Origin of the sequence: Pseudoalteromonas sp. Z9A5 (genome assembly GCF_011378875.1) — a bacterium.
In the GTDB taxonomy this organism is placed as follows: Bacteria; Pseudomonadota; Gammaproteobacteria; order Enterobacterales; family Alteromonadaceae; genus Pseudoalteromonas.
Genome location: NZ_WTLC01000060.1, coordinates 1 through 19,312 on the forward strand (window position 1 = coordinate 1; position 19,312 = coordinate 19,312).

A 19,312-nucleotide genomic window follows, 5' to 3' on the forward strand; every position below is an offset into this window, starting at 1 on the left:
ATTTATGGGGAATAACCACACTGTATAGGCTCTGCCTTGCCTAAATACCAAACAGACTGCTGCAAATTTAACCTTGAAAGATCAACAGACCCTAGAGTTAATACAAATTACATTTAATACAATTGGTATAAAAAACATGCTAGGGTAAGTAATATACAACACACTCAACAAAACACAGAACAATAAAAAGGTGAACACATGCAATTTAATCAAACTATGATAGAAGAATTTACATTATTAGCTAAATTCCCTCGCGACAGTAAAATGCAAGGAATTAAACTACATTCAGATGCAGAGCCCAGCCTACTTAGCGCGGCGCAGCGACTATTTGACAAAGGAATTATAGATAGCCCAGATGGCGGTTACTTAACCGATCTGGGCTTAGATTTAATTGAACATATTACGGTTATTCATAGTGCGCTTCAGAGTTAGTATTTAAATTACTTTAATTTGCATCGGGTTGGTTTTGCGGTGCAGCATCACTAAATGCAGCTAATTTATTACAATGTACATAAATAGCTGCAATTTTTGGGTATAAGCTCATATCTATATTAAAACGAATTGCGTTATATACTTGAGGTACCAAACAAATATCAGCGAGTGTAGGCTGGTTACCAATACAGTAGTCATTACTTTTGTTTAGCATGAGTTCTATTTTGTTAAAGCCTTCTTCAATCCAATGTTGGTACCATTTATTTTTACCTTCAGTATCAACACATAGCTCGTCCGATAAATATTTAAGCACGCGTAAATTGTTCAACGGGTGAATATCGCAGGCAATTGCAAAACTCAAATTTCTTATTTGTGCTTTTTGCCACGCAGTACCAGTCACTAATGGACACTGTGGGTATGTTTCATCAAGCCATTCTAGTATTGCTAGTGATTGTGCCAACACGCCTTGGTCGGTTTCAAATGCGGGGAGTAAACCTTGCTTATTAGTCGTTAAATAATCATCCCCAAGTTGTTCTGACTTTAGCAGATCTACAATAGCGAGTTCGTGCTTTATATTCTTTAAGTTTAAAGCAATACGAACTCTATAAGCAGCAGATGAGCGAAAGTAACTATATAACTTCATGGTTAATTTGCTGAACCCGTAAATTGTTTTTTAATTGTTTGCCAGCAGTCAGTGTAATTCGGTTGACGCTCTGTACCTTCTAATGCGTATTTTGTTGGCGAAATTATGTAACGTGACTCAAACATAAATGCCAAGGTGTTTTCGTATTTTTGCGGTGTAAGCTCTGCATTTGATGCTTTATTAAATACGTCAGCTTCAGGACCGTGAGGCGACATGCAGTTATGTAAACTAGCACCTCCAGGTATAAAACCGTGCTCTTTTGCATCATACACACCTTCAATTAAGCCCATAAACTCGCTCATTATATTGCGATGATAATAAGGCGGGCGGAACGTATTTTCAGCTACCATCCAGCGTGGTGGAAAAATAACAAAATCGACATTTGCCATTCCCTTCGTAGCAGAAGGAGAAGTTAACACTGTAAATATAGAAGGGTCGGGGTGATCAAAGCTAACGGTATTCATTACATTAAAACGTGATAAATCGTATTTATAGGGTGAGCTATTACCAGTCCATGCAACAACATCAAAAGGGGAGTGCTTTATTTCACAGCTAAACAAATTGCCATTAAATTTAGAAACCAGCTCAAAGTTGCCTTCTTTATCCTCAAATGCCGCAACAGGGTATTGAAAGTCTCTGTCGTTTGCATAACCGTTAGCACCAACGGGTCCACGCTCTGCAAGTTCTAATGCATGTCCGTAGTTCTCACAAATATAACCACGAGCGGTATCATTAATTAAATCAACAGAGAACTTAATACCTCGCGGAATTACCGCTATTTCACCTGGTTTAATATTTAACTTACCGCACTCAGTATGTATTAATAATTCACCTTGCTGAGGCACAAACAGCATTTCGCCATCGGCATTACAAAAGTAACGCTCTTGCATTGACTTGTTAGCTACATAAATATGAATACCAATCCCCGATTGACCATTAGCGCTTCCATTCGCGGCCATGGTAACTAAACCGTCAATAAAGTCAGTATCAGCAGTTGGGATAGTAATAGGATTCCAGCGAAGCATTGTGGGCGGGGTTATTGCTTCTGTAATGGGGGCTGTTCTAATTAAACCATTATCTACCGCTTTATAATCACCTTGCACTACCGATGGGCGCAGGCGATAAAACCAAGTTCGGCGGTTTGAAGCGCGAGGAGCCGTAAAAGCCGTTGAGCTAAATTGTTCAGTATATAAATTGTACTTAACTTTTTGCGGACTAAATTGACCTATCGGTAATGCACCAGGTAGCGCTTGTGTTTCAAACTCATTACCAAAACCGGTCATATAATTTAATTGTGTCGACATTACTCGCTCCTGTGAGAGAAGGTTGGTTTAATGTTTATCTTATTTCAGTTAAGGTACTCTCAAGTGAGACTAATATCAAATGTGCTGTTACTCGTAATTGTAAATAAAAATGAACAGTAAAGTAAACTTTATAGATTTGGAATAAACAATAATGAAAATAGATTTAGCAACGTTTTTACCCTACCAGTTAACAAATATAGCAACGCTTGTGAGTAACGATTTTGCAAAGGTTTATCAGGCTCAATATGGTTTAAATATTCCTCAATGGCGAATACTTGCTAATTTAGCGCAGTACGGACAAAGCAATGCAAGAGATTTATGTCGACAAGCAAATATGGATAAATCAACGGTTTCGCGTGCAGTAAAAGCACTTATTGATAAAGAATTTGTGTGCAGTCAGCTAAATGAGCAAGACAAGCGTGCAGCATTATTAACGCTTAGTAATAACGGATGGACTTTATACGAACAAATAGCACCCGATGCACTTAATTGGGAAAAGCAATTACTGAGTGCTTTAAATGATGAAGAATACGCAGTGTTAAACAATATTTTTGATAAGCTAAAAAGTAAATTACAGCAATAAAAAAGCCCATCAAAAGATGGGCTTATAAACTATTACTAATTTAACATGTTAAATTAGAACGTGTAACGAACACCTACACGTAGTTCCCATAAAGACGCATCACGCTGAACTGTCGTGTTTGCATTATTTGGGTTGAAACCTGAATAAACGTAACGGCCTTGATCATCAGTACCTACGCTAATCATTTCAGCACCAACAAATGGACCTTTGTTAAGTACGCCCCAGTCATCGTTAAGTAAGTTAGTAAGGTTATCAATTACGAAGAATGCTTCACCTTTATGACCTTCCATAAATCCAGGCACTTCTTGCGTTAGCTTAAAGTTAAACTTAACAAACCAATCTGAATTTTGCGTATTACGACCAGAGATTTCACCACGTTTTAAGCCTTCAGAATCAATGAAGTCATTAAACTCGCTAATTTCGTCAGCACTCATGTTGTAAACAACATTAGGATCGTTCACTAATGGAACGTATAGAAGTTGACGAGAACGGTTTGAGTTAACGTCTCCAAACACCCCGTCATCACCATCAAATGTAAAGCTGTAAGGTAAGCCTTTATATGCTTCACCGAATAAATTAAAGCGCGTGTCATATCCATCAAAGAATTCATGAGTATAACCAAGGTTTAATGTAAAACGATGTGGGATTTCGTAATCAGATGAAGATACACCAGGGTTTAACGGATTAGATGTTGCTAAGTTACCGTAGTTAGAGCTCGCTGTAGAGCTTGTCATTGGGTTTACATCATCAGCATCTGTATAAGCATACGATAGTTGTACTCTAATGCCATTATCGAACGCTTTGCTTACTGCTGCAGAGAAAACAGAAGACTGACCGCTATCACCATTAACATTAGTAAGCAGTAAATCGCCACTACGACCTTCAACAGATTCTAGGATAGGACGACCATCAAAAGTAGTTATAGGTTCACCATTTTCATCTAAAGCAGCAGTAATACCTAAATCAATCGTCGTTGCAGCGTTACGTTTGTCTGAATACAAGAAGTCTAAAGCATAAACATAATCGTTTTCAGTTGTGTAAGTAGCACCAATTGAATATTTCCATTCTGATGGAAGTTCAAAATCTGGGTCAACTGCATTTGTAGAGCTATCGCCAGAACCAATAGGCACTCCTGCTACAGCATCAAATTGTGATTGCGGTACATCAAAACCTGGCGTGCCACCGTTTGCATTAGACGCAGCAAATAAGTCGATTGCACCGAACTGATTTGCACTAATGTTGGTAATACCATCATTTGAGTATGAATTAGACAACCAAACGTTAGGGTTACCACCTGAGAACAAGCCAACACCAGCACGTACTTCTAGTGCATCTGTTGCATACCATTCAAAGCCAACACGCGGTTGAATTAAATCAATGCCATCAAATGTAGATTGGTTACTAAATCCGTAACGGTCAGTGTAGTTTTGGTTTAGCGTTGGTTTGTCATCGCTTGTGTATTTGTCGTAACGAAGACCAAACGTTAAAGAGGCATCAATATTTGTTAAGCTATATTCATCTTGAACATAAAAAGTATGTTGCGCATACGAGAAGTTTGCAGCAGCGTCAGTTGGATCATTTGTGCCTGCAGCATTGTTGTAAAAAATTGCGCTTGCGATACCGGCTTCGTAATCATCAATTGAATCGAATTGCCACTCACCTTGCGTGTGTTGTACAAACTGGTTAAATACTTCTAGTTCTTCATACTCATACCCTGCAGTAATTGTATGTTGGTCTAGGTAATAAGTACCCGCAATTTTTGCTGTGATTGTGTCATAGTTTAAATCGTTTGATTGACGAGAATCATCTGGACCTAAATATACTGTACCGCCATCGTCTGTATCAATTTGGAACTCACCAAAGCTGCTCGCCGCGTCTAATGATTCCGAACGTGCGTCAAGTTCTGATTTACCTAAGCGAATTTCAGTTGAAAAGTTATCGCTCCAATCTGAGTAAAGCGAAGCAATGATTGAATTTAATTCTGCGCCTTGCTCATAAAAATGACTATCTAGTGAAAGACGTGTAGAACCAGTATCAGACTGAGATAATGTAAAGCCATCGTTGTGGTTATAAATTAAGTTAGCACGATGATTTTCATTAATATTCCAATCTAATTTAATTAAGATTTTTTCATCTTCTACTGGCGCGCTTGGAGGCGTAGTACCTGCATTATAGCCATACACGTCTTGAGTTATTTGTTGAATACGCGCTAAATCGCTTGCAGAAACACTTGAACCTAGTGGATCGTAGTTAAATTGTGCTACGCCTTCTAGTTTTTCATATGAAGTGTATAAAAACAGTGAATCTTTTATTAGTGGTAAGCCAACATTAAAACCGTAGCGCTTTTCGTTGTAACTACCGTTATCAACGTCTTCGCCTTCAATTTTATCACCTTTTAGTGAATCGTTAGTGTAGTCGAAGAATACACTACCGTGTACTTCATTACCGCCAGACTTTGTAACAGCATTGATGTTACACGATGTAAAACCACCGTACTGCACGTCAAATGGTGCAAGTTCAACAGCTACTTGCTCAATTGAATCGAAAGAGAAAGGGGCACGGATAGTAGGGTAACCGTTTGAGCTTAAACCGAAGTTATCGTTCATACGAACGCCATCAAGGGTTAAGCTGTTAAAGCGTGGATTACCACCACCACAGTTAATAGTACCGCGGCTATCATCGATTGCTACACGTGGATCAATTCGAATGATGTCTTTTAAATCACGGTTAATTGCAGGAGTGTTTTCAAGGTCTGTTAGCGTAAATGTTGAAGCTGGACCTGAACCACCAGACATTGCACTGATTGGCGCGCCTGTTACCACTATTTGTTCAATGTTTGAAATTGACTCAAGCGATGCGTTTACAGGGTAATCGTTACCAATGTTCAAAATAATATTATTGAACTCTTGGTCTGCATAGATGTCAGAATCTACGATTACTCTATATGGTCCACCAACACGTAAACCTTTAGCTGTGAAGTAACCAGCGTCGTTAACTTCAGTTGTTTTTACTGAGCCTGAAGGTACGTGTAAAATAGTAATTTTTGTGCCAGCAGCAGGGTTGCCACTAGGTCCTGTTATTTGACCTTTAATTGCAGACGTAGTTTCGTTTGCTATGGCTGCGCCACTAACACTAACACATGCTGCGATAGCAAGTGAAAGAGCTGTTTTACGAAGTTGAGTTTTCATTTAATTTTCCCGTGTAGTTAATCATTAAATTTTTTATATTTTTATTTTAAATTGTAAATTTTCAACAAAATAAACAGTTCAAGTTCATCTTATTAAAAATCCGTTACTAGTGTACCTCATTTCTTTGTTACAAATAAAATACAACTGCAATGTTTTTTTAATAAATAGTACTATTTTTGAATATTTGAGTGTTTTTTGAGTAACAACTCTATAACGAGGAACATATTACGTGGGTTTTATGACAAAAATGTGAAATTGGGGTGTAAAAAGCAAAAAACCCATTACAATTTTGCAATGGGTTTTGTTAACAAATAACTTAATGTGTTACTACTTACCTATTAAGGCTTAAAATTTGTAGCTCACACCTACTTTAGCTTGCCATGCAGATGATGATTGGTTGATTTGCGAATAGTTACGTACATCAGCGCCGCCAAAACTACTGTCTAATATGTAACGTCCTTGATCATCAAGTCCTTTAAAGTCATAAATAGTTTGGTTAGAATATCCTAGGCGCTTTTCAACACCCCAGTCGCTATTTAACAAGTTTGCGAAGTTATCTATCATAAAGTAAACCTCACCAGAGTGACCTTTAGCAAAACCAGGGATTTCTTGTTTAATGCTTATATCCATAGTAGTAACCCAAGGCTGAGTTGCGGTGTTTTTACCTAAAATACCACCACGCTGAGATATTCCAGCACGTTCTAATAATGGCTCTAATTCAGCCCAAGAAATACCAGATTCATCCCAATTTACGTTTGCATCATCAGCGCCAGTTGGAATATATGGTAAGTAAGCACCATTAGAGAAGAAAGTACTTGTATCCCCTAAGTCACCGTTTTTATACATATTCATTGTGTAACTAAATGGACGACCTGAACGGCGTTCAAAGTACACGTTAAACTTAGTTGCGTACCCTGTAAAAAATTCAGTGTTGTAAGCTAAGTTAACTTTAAAACTGTGCTCTACTTCGTAAAAGCCACGAGCCGCAATATCTTCATTACGGTTAACCGTAATATTGTGCTTGTAGTTACCTTCAGCTTGAGAAGCGGAGCCCGCTGATGATTCTGTTACGTCTTGATGAGCATAACTTGCCGATATAAATAAACCGTTATCCCATTGTTTAGCAATACCAGTTGAGATAATAATTGAACGACCATCCTCAGATGAGTTTGTCATTTCTATATCTGCGTTATCGCTTAAAGAGCCACTGTATATACTTTGGTTAATAACACGCTCACCGTCAGCAGCAAGGCCGATTGGATTAATTGATGTGTTATGCCATACCGCTTCATTTTCTTTTTTATGATAAGCAATTTCTGCTTGCCATTTAAAGCCGTCACCTAGTAATTCTGAATCAAATTCGTATTCAAAACCTACTTGTGTACGAATACTTGAAGGCAGTTTAAAGTCAGGGTCAATATAGGCAACGCTACCAGCGCCTTGTTCTAATGAATTTTGAATTTCACTAGGCACTTGGTTAATGTCTGCTGGATTATTTGCATAGTAATCGTTTATTACATTATTAGGCGCTGATACAAGTGTTATACCATCACTTTGAAATGAGTTGTTATACCAAACGTTTGGTATACCACCTTGGAAACGACCAATGCCACCATTAATAGTAAGTGCTTCGGTTGCATAGTATTTAAAGCCAATTCGAGGAAGAATTATGTCTATACCATCAAGGTTTTCTTGGTTGGTAAAGCCATACGTATTAGCAAAATTTTCATTTAGAGTTGGTTTGTCATCTGACGATAAACGCTCATAACGAACACCTGCCGTTACTTCTAAATCATCACCTACATAAAAAGTATCTTCTATGTAAAGGGCTAGCTGATTACGTCTTACGTCGTAAGCTGTATCGGCCGAATCATTGGTGTATGCATTTTGATAAGAGAAATCATATGCACCCACTTCACGGTTTTCAAAGCTTTCAAAGCTATCAAATTTCCATGAACCAAGCGAGTTTTGAGCAAACAAGTTATATAAACGAAGTGACTCGTATTGAGCACCAAAGTTTATTTCATGCTCATCCATTAAATAAGTAGCATCTAATGTTAAGGTTAGATTTTGTGTTTCAGAGCGATTAGCATGACGATACTGATCTGTTCCAAAGCTGTAATAAGGACCATTTCTGCCGTCTTCTTCTACAGTAATACTTCCTAAGTTAGAGCGAGTTGCGCTATCAGAGGTAACATCTTTATAAGAGACACCAATTTCTGTTGAAAAGTTCTCGCTCCAGTCAGAATAAAGCTTTGTCGCAAAGTTATTGAATTTTGTTACATAAGCATAAGTGTTAGACACTAAAACAACTTCATTTCCGCCAGTGCTTGAGTTGCGTTCGTCCTGATCGTCTTGCCATTGGTAAGTAAAGTCTAAGCGATGATCGTCGCTTGCATTCCAGCTTAGTTTTACTAATAAGTTTTTGTTAGTGTCCTCAGGAGCACCTGCTAATGAATCGGTTAAACCATATTCATTATTTAAAATAGAAGTAAAACGATTGTAGTTTGCTTCTGTTGTTGTAAATTCGTTTGCCGCGCCAGAACCTTGAAAACCGTAATCGAGGTCTTGCTCGCTTGACCACTGGGCATAATTTATAAAGTAAAATAGTTCGTCTTTTAAAATTGCGCCACCTACATTGAAACCGAATCTTTTTTCAGTTTTAATTGGCTCAACTTTTGTTGTTGAAAACGTTTTATGACCTAACTCATCAAGCCCGTCTTCTTCAATTATATTTTTAACATCGCCCGCTATTTCAGGTGTTGAAATTTCGTAAAAACCAGAGAATTTAAATTCGTTGGTACCTGACTTAGTTACCGCGTTTATTGTTCCGCCACCAAAGTTACCTTTTGAAGCCGAAAATGGCGATACATCTACAGACACTTGTTCAATTGCATCAAGTGATACAGGTGGTTGAGACGTAGGGTAACCACCAAAATTCAAACCAAAGTCATCATTTTGACCAATGCCGTCAACTGTTAAGCCGTTTGTACGTGGGTTACTACCCGCAAACGTAAGCTCGCCGTTACCATTAATGCTAGCAAGCGGGTTTAAACGTGCAATATCTTTAATGTCACGATTAAAACTAGGCATATTTTCAATGGTATCTTTACCAAATGTACTGCTAGAACCGCCAGATTGCTGAACAATTTTATAACCAGACACTTCAATCTTTTCAATGTTTAACGGCGCTAACTGCGACGTTAAACGATATGTTTCACCAAGGTTTAAGAAAATATTTTCAACCGTGGTGTCATTAAATGTGTCTGAGTCAATAATAACAGTATAAGGACCACCTACACGTAATCCATTTGCGATAAAAGTACCGCTTTCGTTTGTAGTAAGTTCACTTACAGTACCTGTTGGTTGGTGAACTACTTTAATTTTAACGTTTGCAGCACTATTACCAGAAGGTGTAGTAATTTTACCGCGCATTGCAGATGAAGTATCTGCAGCCATTGCACTTGTAGAAACACCTAGCGCTAAAATTACCGCTCCAGTTAGTTTCGAAAGGCGAAGCTTAGTCATAATGTTGATTTCCCGTGTGTAGGTTATTTAAATTTAATTTGCAGTTTGTGTATCAGTATTCATTTTAAGTGCTGTTTCTAACTCTTTTGCAGAAGGGTCAAATAAAGCATTGAGTAATCCGGCTAAGCGAATTCCCGCTTGTTGAAGGCGAGTTTTTATAATTGGTGTACTTTCATATATGTAGCTATAACTAACTTCATCGTTTGTTGATTTATAAATTTTATTAGCTAAATTACGAGATTCTTCTAGCCACATTGTTGGCGTGCTTTGTAAGTACTCAGCAATTAATTCGCTATTATTTGTATCAATAAATTGTGCAAACTCGGTATACGATAAGTTTTGGTTTTCAATAAGCTTTGTATCCCAAAGGCTATGAAGATTTGTATCTTGACCAAAAAACTTAACCTTTATGCTGTTGCCGCCTCTGTCTTCGCTTCTACCTGCATGAAATGGTTGATGGCTATCACCCACTAAATGAACTAAAAAACGTAAACTAAACTGTTTAGCATCTAAAGAGCTATTATCGTCAGTTAATGTTTGCATTGAATAATGAATGCCTTCAAGAATATTACTCACCGATTCTTTTGTTTTTGTATGTGAATGATCAAGACTTAAAGGTTGGTTTGGTGCGGCATTAATATAGTGCCAGCGAGATGATTTTTTTTGCCAAAATTCACCAGGAGCTGAGCGCATTTCATCAGGCCATGTTGATATTTGAGCAAGTGACTCACCATTTAGATACGGCAGTATTGTTGTTTTTGTTGTTTCGCTTAAATGTAACTCTGCAATTTTACCGACAATACGATGACCATTTTGGCCCCATGCATAGGTGTCATTGCTTGTAAAAACGGCACTAATTAATAATGCTGAGGTTATTGATAGCTTTAAATTGTTATGCATTAGAACTTCCTAAATGAATGTTTCATGTTGCTATTATAATTTATGCGGTCAATTGTCCTTACTTTTGTAGTTAATAGAAAGGAGTCAATAATATTCATAGTTTCTTATTATTAGTTATTTAAAATCATATGCTTAGCGTTAATGAGTAAAATTACTTGTTGTAATAAGTAAGTAAAATTGTTCAAATGCACGGATAATATATTTTGGGATGGTTTTTCTTTGAATTTTAAACGTATGCTGCTGCATAAAACATCGTTTGTTACATTTTTGTTTATGTTGTTTGTGCTTATATGGCTGTGGGGGCAGGTAAGTATAGACCATGCAGAACTACGTTTTCCGGTCATGATTGAAACTTCAATAGAGTGTCAAACAACCGCAATCGAAAATAAAGATAAGTTAATTGTTTTTACACAATCAAAAAAAATAGCCAAAATATTAACTAAAAGCTTATGCGACGATAACGTTGTGGCTAAACAATATGGCTCTGTTATTGGTTATTGGGGTTACAGAACGTCAGATAGTTTTGAGTTTGTAGGGAAGGGAATTGCAGACTTAATTTTAGCGAAAAATAACATAATGGCAGCTTTTAAAGCTGAGTCTACCTACAATTATCAGCCTGTAGTTGGTTTTGCTGATTACACCGCATTTTTTATTTCCTCTAAAGAAAAACCACGACTGACTAAAGAGTATTTTTTAGATAAACGAATTGGTTTACTTGATTACCCTACAAGCCGCTCAGGGCATATTTTACCAAAGCAAACGTTTAAAGAATTGAATATAAATTTAGCAAATTTGAAAATCACCTATGCGCGTTCTCATAACGAGTTACGTGATTTACTTGCCAATGGCAAAGTAGATATTATTGCATCCTTTTGGAAAGAAAGTGATGCTCAGCGTTTTTCAAAAAACTATATTACACCGCTAAGTAATAATGTGTCGGGTACGCGTTGGTATTTAAAAATGCAGCAAAATAATACTGATTTATTGTGTACGGTACAAACACACCTATTAGAAATGTCTAAAGATCAAACCTTGCACTACTACCAAGATGTTAAACCATATTGGAATTGCGACAGTAAAAAAATAATCTTTAAAGGAGATAATAATGAGTAAATTTAACTCAACAATTATCACTCTAATATTATTTTTACTGTTTTCGTCAGTGTTTTATTTATCGGTTAATCAAAAACAACACTATGTAATTAAACAAAAAATAATACAAATAGAAAAACAAATAGCGCTAGATTTACCACTACTCGATTTATCAAATGAGTTATTAAAGCACTCAGGCAATAAAGATGCGGTCCGCAGTTATATTAATAAGTTAAACAGTGTATTAATCGATGAAAGCGTATCTCTTGAGCATATTGTTCCTGGGAATGGGTTATCTATTAAATTAGAGCCTAATCAACACATTGATTATTTGCGAGCCAATAATGGTCGGGTATTACTTGTATTTAATATTAATTCAAATTTTATAACACTTAGTAATATGGCTTTTTGTTTGATGCTTTTTATATTGAGTATTAGCTTAAGTATGTGGCTAAAGCTTATTTTAGCTAATAATAACAAAGATTTAAAAGCTATTGAGTTAAATAAGCCTATTGTAGAGCTAGCTCCATTTATGCTCATTATAGATCTTAACCATAAAACGCTTTCTACTAATTATGCGCACGAGCAACTTATATCATTGGCTAATAAGCCTCTTTGCTTTTATTTAGCTCTTGTGGAGTTTTGCAAGGAAAACAATGATATTGCACTTAACCAAAATAAAAATGTGCCAGAAGAGCTAGTTGAGTTAGCAAATAAATATTTTCATCGATTAGTTGAACTAGGTCACACTGTAAGAAAACGACCTAACTTTAATAATAGTCTTGAAAAAACACTAAGTGAGATTCGCGCTGCACTTGATGAAGTGTTAAGCGAATACCCTGAACAAAAAGAGATTTACTATCCACCAAAGGCATTTGGCGAGGGCTCGCGCTCACGATTACATAGCTACGGTTTAGTGAATATAGATAAAGGAAATATTGATATAAAAGGAAAGTAACTAAGCTATTAGTTACTTTCCTTCTTATTAGCGTTTACTTAGGAGTAAACTCTGCGGTTTTAAGTGGGCTATTTTTTGATATAAAGTCTTGTAGTGCTTGAGCATCTGTTTCGTCAGTGCTAACAAATCCTTTAAGATCTGTAAGAGCAGGGTAGCCATCACCGCCAGAGGCATTGTAGCTATTTAGGCTCATTCTATAAGTCTTATTTTTATCTAGCGGTTGACCGTTAATCATCACGTTTATTAGCTGATTATTTTTACGTTCAAACGATAGTTTATGATATTGCAAATAAGCACCAGCATCTGGTGGGAAGCTTGTTACTGTATTTAAATAATCCCATAAATCGCTGCCTTGCCAATCCATATAAGTAATGCGATTTTTAAAAGGATGTACTTTTAAAATATCTTTGTAACTTACTTCGCCAGCTTCAATAGAACTACGAATACCGCCACCGCTTATTAATCCAAAGTCTGCACCCACTACATCCATTTGTGCCTGAATTATAACGCGTGCAAGATTAGTTTGTTGATAGCGAACTTTGTTTCTGTCGCCTTCTAAACGGGCATCGATATTACCAATTTTACCTTCAATTTGTTTTGCTCCTTTAGCTTGATATACCGCTAAAAAAGATTCAAGTTTTGGGTCTGGTTTAATGTACTCGTTTGCTAATACTTCTTTTGTAGAACCATCAGTTTGTACTTTATCAACATATAAGTTCACAGGGATAAGTCTGTAATCTAATAATGTTAATTTACCATTTTCAAGTTTAAATTCAGCTTTACCAACATATTTACCCCATTCATGGGCTTGCATTATGTAGGTGCCATTTTGTTGATCTGGTTTACAAGCAAGACCGGGTTTAAAGTTTTCGTCGCTAATATTTTTGCCGGTCATACAAACAGGTTCTTGCGAGTGTCCGCCAATAATCATATCTAATGTATGAGCAGGAAGTGAGCGAGCAAGTGTAACGTCGCCAGGTGCATTTATACCAAACTGAGCATCTACATAATGACCCATATGTGTAAGTGCAATAGTAATATCTGGATTATATTGAGCTTTAATTTTTTGTGCTAATTTTGCTGTAATTTCAACCGGATCTTTAAACTCTAAATGACCAATATATTGCGGGTTCCCAATTTTAGCTGTGTCGGTAGTGGTTAAACCAATAACAGCGATTGTTAAGCCATTCTTTTTGAATATTTTATAGCTATCAAAGGCATGTTCACCAGTAGACTTTTCAAAAATGTTTGCTGATAAAAAAGGAAAGTTAACCCATTTTTGCTGCTGTTTTAATACATCAATAGGGTTATCAAATTCATGATTACCTAATGCCATCGCATCGTAACCAATTAACGACATACCTTTAAAGTCAGGCTCCGCTTTTTGTAAATCGGACTCAGGAATACCTGTATTTATGTCACCACCAGAGAGTAGTAATACTGCATGACCTTGTTTTTGTGCTTCATTACGTAGAGAGTCAATTAACGTTTTACGAGCTGCCATACCATACTCGCCTTTTTCATTGTGCCAAAAGCGTCCGTGATTATCATTAGTATGAAGTACTGTTAAATATTGAGTAGAAGAATTGCTGGAGACGGAGTTTTGAGTTGCAGAAGTGCACCCAACGATACTTAAAATAACTGAGAAAAAAATAATTATACGCATAAAATACCTGTTCATTAAGGTCTACTTAATTTATCAAGCGGGTAGTTTAAACTAGTTTTACGCTAAAAAAACGTAGTTATTTACATTTTTAGTTTAATTGCGGTTTGTAGCTGCGTGCTGCCTGCGTTTTAGTTCTTTGCTCGCATACTCAGATTTTTGATGTTTAGCAGCTATCATCCACGTTAAAAAGCTTGCTGGTAGCTTTGTGTAAGCCTCGCCTTTGTGTAAACCGAAATCGCAAATGGTGTGTTTAGTGTCTGACATGAACTTTACCCGTATTTTATTATTTTGATTGATAGTAACAAAAACACTAAACAAGGAAAGATGATTTGGTTTTAACCCTATAGATTTATATAACTTAAAGGTATATAAAGTTATGTAATTAAAATGTTATCAATACGGTCTAATTTGTATCAATTAGCACTTTGCTATCGATTTATCTGGCAAGTGATATTAGTCTACTTGCAAATTAACAATTCGTTCAAATAAATATAACAACAGGATGTAACATGAAAAAACTATTACTTGGCTCATTACTAGCCTCTGCGAGCTTTGCAAGCACTGCAACTATTGTTGAAATGCAAACTAGCCAAGGTATTATTGTGATAAATTTATTTGATCAAGAAACGCCGAATACAGTCGAAAACTTTTTAAGCTACATTGATGACGAAGCGTATAATCAAACTGTTATTCATCGCTCAATTAATAACTTTGTTATTCAAGGTGGCGGTTTTACTTTTTCAGATGATTTTGATGCTATTGAAACTAAACCTGCGATTATTAATGAGCCTGTATTTTCGAATGTTAAAGGAACGATTGCGATGGCAAAATTAGGCGGAAACCCTGATAGCGCTACAAGCCAATGGTTTTTTAATATGTCGGATAATAGCGCAGGCAGTTCTCAATTAGATACCCAAAATGGTGGATTTACAGTATTTGGACAAATTACTGCAGCAAGCCAAGTTACCCTCGATAATATTGCAGCCTTGGTTCATTGTGGAGAAACGCCTGTTGTTGGTATTACGTCAGAGCAGTGTTCAAGCAACGATGTAACAATCAGCAGCACTAACTTAGTTTCTATACAAAGCGTTTCGGTATTAGATGACGATCCCAATTCATCACAAGGTTTAACCGTAACATTAAACACGTTAATAGATAATGATACGTCACCTTCAGAACCGGTTTCTGAGGATAGTTCGGGTGGTGGAATTGCTTGGCTTTTAGGTGCTTTTTTACTTGTGCTTCCTCGTTTAAAACGTACTAAGTAAACTTAATATTATAAGCGGCGTAGCTAGGCTAGCGTCGCTTATCACTTGGTATTGTTACTTCAAACCAATGTATAAAAGACGGTTACTTAAAAAGCAAGTATTCGCCATATCATCACAAGCCACAATGCAAATACACAAATACACCCTAGTAAAAATACATTAAAGCGCGCCCGTATATTATTCCCACCTAAATGAATAACACTATGTACAATGCGCGATACTACAAATATGCACGCCAATATAGCCACGAGTGTACTGGCACTATTTAGTTGCAGTGCAAGTAAACACCCCGCAAAAAAAAGTACAGGTATTTCAAACTGGTTTGAAAAGTTTCTATCTGCAACCCTAACAGTGTCGCCAGCGTTATCTAATTGCATTGTTTTAAAATCGCTTAAATTTAGCTGCTTGTTTTTAGCTGCAGCAAAGCGTCTTTTCCCCATTATAATCATTACGATAAGTGAGAGAGTTACTTGAACGAACATTGCTAAAATTATTACTTTTTCCATTGATCTTCCTTATTTATTTGAGTTTACAATTGAGTATGAAGATGTTTTTCACAATGTGTTACACAATTAAGCGTTATTTTGTGGCATATCATTAATTTAAAATGTTAGTTTAGCTTTACTATATTGCTTTCAACTGGCGCACTCTATATTTTGCGCGATGATTTTTAATGGAAAATAAAATGAAAAAAATAATTGGTTTTAGTGCTATCGCATTAGCCGTATTAAGTGGTTGTTCTAACATATCATCTGTTTCTGTGGCGCCTCAGGCCTCTTTACTATCAGACACGTTAGTTGTTAGCCCTAACGATAACCGCGAATATAAAACACTTAAGTTGGCAAACGACATTGAAGTTATTTTAGTGTCGGATCCAAGTGCTGAAAAATCAGCAGCGGCATTGAGTGTAGGTGTTGGTTTACTACACGACCCAATGTCGCAACAGGGTATGGCGCATTATTTAGAGCATATGCTGTTCTTAGGCACCGATCGTTACCCAGACACAAAAGGGTATTCTGATTTTATGACCAAAAATGGTGGCGCGCATAATGCATACACTTGGCTCGATATTACTAATTACATGTTTAAAATTAATAACGACGCGTTTGATGAAGGGCTAGACCGCTTTGCCGACTTTTTCAAAGCACCTAAGTTATACCCTGAATACACAGACAAAGAAAAAAATGCAGTAAACGCAGAGTGGTCAATGCGCCGCGAAATGGACTTTTTTGGTCAATTTAAACTCGCGCGTAAAATGATGGGCGATCATCCTGCTAACCGTTTTTTAATTGGTAACCTAGAAACACTTGGCGACAAAGAAGGTAGCTCACTTCATAAAGAAACAGTTGATTTTTATAATAAATATTACTCTTCAAATATTATGAAAGTAGCGCTTATTTCAAATCTATCTATTGCTGAAATGGAGCAAAAAGCGCAAAAATACTTTGCTGATATAAAAAATAAAAATATCGAAAAGCCAACAGTGACTGCAAAAGTTGATTTTGATAACGCTGGCGGAAAACGTGTGTTTTACGCACCAAATGAAGATGTAAAACAGCTGCAACTTGATTTCACCATTGCTAATAATAATAGCGAATTTGCACTTAAGCCAAACCGGTTTGTAGCGTACTTATTAAGTAACGAAATGCCAGGCAGCCCAGCACAACTGCTTCGCGACAAAGGGTGGGTAGCACAGCTTTCAGCTTCAGCTGCACCAAATCAATATGGCAACTACGGGTCACTAAACGTGAATGTAGAACTTACCGATGAAGGCATGAAAAATCGTGATGAAATAGTTGCAACTATCATGCAGTACATCGACCTAATTAAAAAAGAAGGCGTTGATAGCAAGTACTTCAACGAAATTCGTACATCACTAAACAACCAATTTAAGTTTTTAGAAAAAGGTGATGAGTTTAATTATGTAAGCTCGCTTACGCAAAGTATGCAAGACTATCCGTTAAATCACGCTATTAATGCACCTTATTATTATGCAAAATTTGACGCTGACGCTGTAAACAATGTACTTGAGCAGTTAAATGCCGATACTCTTCGTATTTGGTATGTATCGCAGCAAGAAGAGACAGACTCACAACTACACTTTTACGACGGTAAATACCGCATCAGTGATATTAGCGAACAAGAGATTGCCAGCTGGAAAAAACCAAGCGAATTTAAGTTAGCACTACCAACTGTAAACAATTTATTGCCTGAAAATTTTGCAATAAAAACTCAAGCATTTAAAGAGCAAAAACACCCAGAACTTGCTTACGATAAAAATGGTGTAAAAGTATGGCGCCAAGCAAGTCAAAAATTTGCAGAGCAGCCAAAAGGGCTTGTTGAAGTTTATATAAATACTCAACCAGGTTTGAACGATATTAAAGCAGAAGTCCTTTATTCTGTTTGGGCTGATTTATATAATATTCAACAAAGTCAGTTAAGTACTGAAGCGGCCGTTGCCGGCATGAGCGTAAGCCTTGCGCCAAGTAATGGTCTTGTTTTATCTATGAGTGGTTTTACAGATAAACAAGATGTATTGCTTAAACAAGCTTTAACCGGATTAAAAGCCGATGAAACAGCACAAGCATTTAGCCAAGCAGTTGATCGCTTTAAACGTAATTTACTAAACCAACAAAAACAGTTTCCGTATGCACAAGCATTTGGCGAGTATTCAAAACTAACGCGTACAGGTGGTTTTGATACAGACGCACTTATTAAAGCCGCTGACTCAGTGAGTGTTGCCGACTTAGCGCAATTAAAAACAGCTACGTTTGCACAAAACGATTTACGCGTATTTAGTTACGGTAACTACAATCAGCAAGATATAGACGCGATTGCAGACGAATTAAGTGCAACATTACCAAACAACCATACACACAGTGAATTTGCACGCAGCAAAGCGTGGTTACCACAACCGGGCGAAACGCTGGTATTGCAAAAAGATATTGATGTAGCCGATGTAGCGGTGGTTGATATGACCGTTCACCCTGTTGCGGGTTACAAACAAAAAGCAGAAGCGGCTGTATTACAAAGCCACTTTAGAACAGTTGCGTTTGATAAAATGCGTACAGAGGAGCAACTTGCATACGCAGTAGGTGCATTAGCTCGCCCAATTGAAGATTACTCAGCAATTGGTTTGTATATTCAAACACCAGTTAAAGGACCAAAAGAAATACAAGCTCGTTTTGATAAGTTTAAAAAAGAGTACGCAGTTGAACTTGATAACATGAGCGAAGAGACGTTTGGGCAACTTAAAAACTCTACCCTTGTATCGCTTAAAGAGCAGCCTAAAAACTTAAGTGACGAAATGAGCCCGCTTATAAATGATTGGTACCGTGAAAACTTTACTTTTGATTCTAAGCAAAAGCTAATAGATGAAGTTGAAAAAGTAACACTTGCTGATATAAAAGACTACTACAAGCAAACAATGCTTAACCCTAATGCGGCACGTTTAAATGTGCAGTTACGCGGTACTAAGTTTATTGAAAGTGATTTTGCCGATTTACCAAATCAAACTAAAATTACAACGCTTGATGCCTATTACAATGGTATTAAACTACAAAAATAAGCTTTATTTATACCAATTCGCGTCAGATTTAATCTCTCAAATTGATTAAGTATTACTGCGGTTTGGTATAATACAGTTAAAAATAAACCCAGGGCAAGAGCATGAAAAAACACTATAAATTCAATACCTTTTCAAGATAAGCTGTACTGCGCATCGCTTTCTTCTGCTTTGCTGGCATACCT

14 protein-coding genes are annotated in these 19,312 nt (G+C 36.8%); 6 read left to right on the forward strand and 8 right to left on the reverse strand.

What is annotated here, in order from left to right:
• The first annotated feature begins 198 nt into the window (after nucleotides 1-198).
• Nucleotides 199-432 (forward strand): TIGR02647 family protein, encoded by a 234-nt coding sequence (locus GQR56_RS19815; protein WP_024611123.1) that lies wholly within the window; start codon nucleotides 199-201, stop codon nucleotides 430-432.
• A 13-nt stretch (nucleotides 433-445) separates the two neighbouring features.
• On the opposite strand, the gene maiA is transcribed toward GQR56_RS19815, so the two are convergent.
• Nucleotides 446-1,075, reverse strand: a complete 630-nt coding sequence (maiA, locus tag GQR56_RS19820) for a maleylacetoacetate isomerase (RefSeq protein WP_166114827.1) — start codon at nucleotides 1,073-1,075, stop codon at nucleotides 446-448.
• A gap of 2 nt (nucleotides 1,076-1,077) precedes the next feature.
• Complete coding sequence (gene hmgA / locus GQR56_RS19825) at nucleotides 1,078-2,379, reverse strand: homogentisate 1,2-dioxygenase (protein WP_166114830.1); 1,302 nt, start codon at nucleotides 2,377-2,379, stop codon at nucleotides 1,078-1,080.
• A 151-nt stretch (nucleotides 2,380-2,530) separates the two neighbouring features.
• On the opposite strand from hmgA, the gene GQR56_RS19830 reads away from it, so the two are divergent.
• Nucleotides 2,531-2,962, forward strand: coding sequence for a MarR family winged helix-turn-helix transcriptional regulator (locus GQR56_RS19830; RefSeq protein ID WP_166114833.1), 432 nt, complete (start codon nucleotides 2,531-2,533; stop codon nucleotides 2,960-2,962).
• A gap of 53 nt (nucleotides 2,963-3,015) precedes the next feature.
• On the opposite strand, the gene GQR56_RS19835 is transcribed toward GQR56_RS19830, so the two are convergent.
• From GQR56_RS19835 to GQR56_RS19845, 3 genes are all read right to left on the reverse strand, one after another.
• Nucleotides 3,016-6,150: a TonB-dependent receptor gene (locus tag GQR56_RS19835; protein WP_166114835.1), complete on the reverse strand. Its 3,135-nt coding sequence runs from the start codon at nucleotides 6,148-6,150 to the stop codon at nucleotides 3,016-3,018.
• Nucleotides 6,151-6,495: 345 nt separating this feature from the next.
• Nucleotides 6,496-9,678 (reverse strand): TonB-dependent receptor, encoded by a 3,183-nt coding sequence (locus GQR56_RS19840; RefSeq protein ID WP_166114837.1) that lies wholly within the window; start codon nucleotides 9,676-9,678, stop codon nucleotides 6,496-6,498.
• Nucleotides 9,679-9,711: 33 nt separating this feature from the next.
• Nucleotides 9,712-10,578 (reverse strand): S1/P1 nuclease, encoded by an 867-nt coding sequence (locus GQR56_RS19845; RefSeq protein ID WP_166114839.1) that lies wholly within the window; start codon nucleotides 10,576-10,578, stop codon nucleotides 9,712-9,714.
• 219 nt (nucleotides 10,579-10,797) lie between these two features.
• Here GQR56_RS19845 and GQR56_RS19850 point away from each other — a divergent pair, with 219 nt between their 5' ends.
• On the forward strand, nucleotides 10,798-11,691 hold the full coding sequence (locus tag GQR56_RS19850; RefSeq protein WP_024611129.1) for a hypothetical protein: 894 nt from the start codon (nucleotides 10,798-10,800) through the stop codon (nucleotides 11,689-11,691).
• A complete protein-coding gene (locus GQR56_RS19855) occupies nucleotides 11,684-12,628 on the forward strand; it encodes a hypothetical protein (protein WP_166114840.1) in 945 nt (314 codons plus the stop codon). Before GQR56_RS19850 ends, GQR56_RS19855 begins: the two co-directional genes overlap by 8 nt.
• A 34-nt stretch (nucleotides 12,629-12,662) precedes the next feature.
• Here GQR56_RS19855 and ushA read toward each other — a convergent pair whose 3' ends face one another.
• On the reverse strand, nucleotides 12,663-14,294 hold the full coding sequence (ushA, locus tag GQR56_RS19860) for a bifunctional UDP-sugar hydrolase/5'-nucleotidase UshA (protein WP_166114843.1): 1,632 nt from the start codon (nucleotides 14,292-14,294) through the stop codon (nucleotides 12,663-12,665).
• 93 nt (nucleotides 14,295-14,387) lie between these two features.
• Nucleotides 14,388-14,558 (reverse strand): hypothetical protein, encoded by a 171-nt coding sequence (locus GQR56_RS19865; protein WP_166114845.1) that lies wholly within the window; start codon nucleotides 14,556-14,558, stop codon nucleotides 14,388-14,390.
• A 245-nt stretch (nucleotides 14,559-14,803) separates the two neighbouring features.
• On the opposite strand from GQR56_RS19865, the gene GQR56_RS19870 reads away from it, so the two are divergent.
• Entirely contained in the window at nucleotides 14,804-15,562 is a 759-nt protein-coding gene (locus GQR56_RS19870; RefSeq protein ID WP_166114848.1) for a peptidylprolyl isomerase, read from the forward strand.
• Nucleotides 15,563-15,648: 86 nt separating this feature from the next.
• Here GQR56_RS19870 and GQR56_RS19875 read toward each other — a convergent pair whose 3' ends face one another.
• Entirely contained in the window at nucleotides 15,649-16,068 is a 420-nt protein-coding gene (locus tag GQR56_RS19875) for an MAPEG family protein (protein WP_166114851.1), read from the reverse strand.
• Between the two features lie 179 nt (nucleotides 16,069-16,247).
• On the opposite strand from GQR56_RS19875, the gene GQR56_RS19880 reads away from it, so the two are divergent.
• Nucleotides 16,248-19,130, forward strand: a complete 2,883-nt coding sequence (locus GQR56_RS19880) for an insulinase family protein (RefSeq protein ID WP_166114853.1) — start codon at nucleotides 16,248-16,250, stop codon at nucleotides 19,128-19,130.
• The last annotated feature ends 182 nt before the right edge of the window (nucleotides 19,131-19,312 follow it).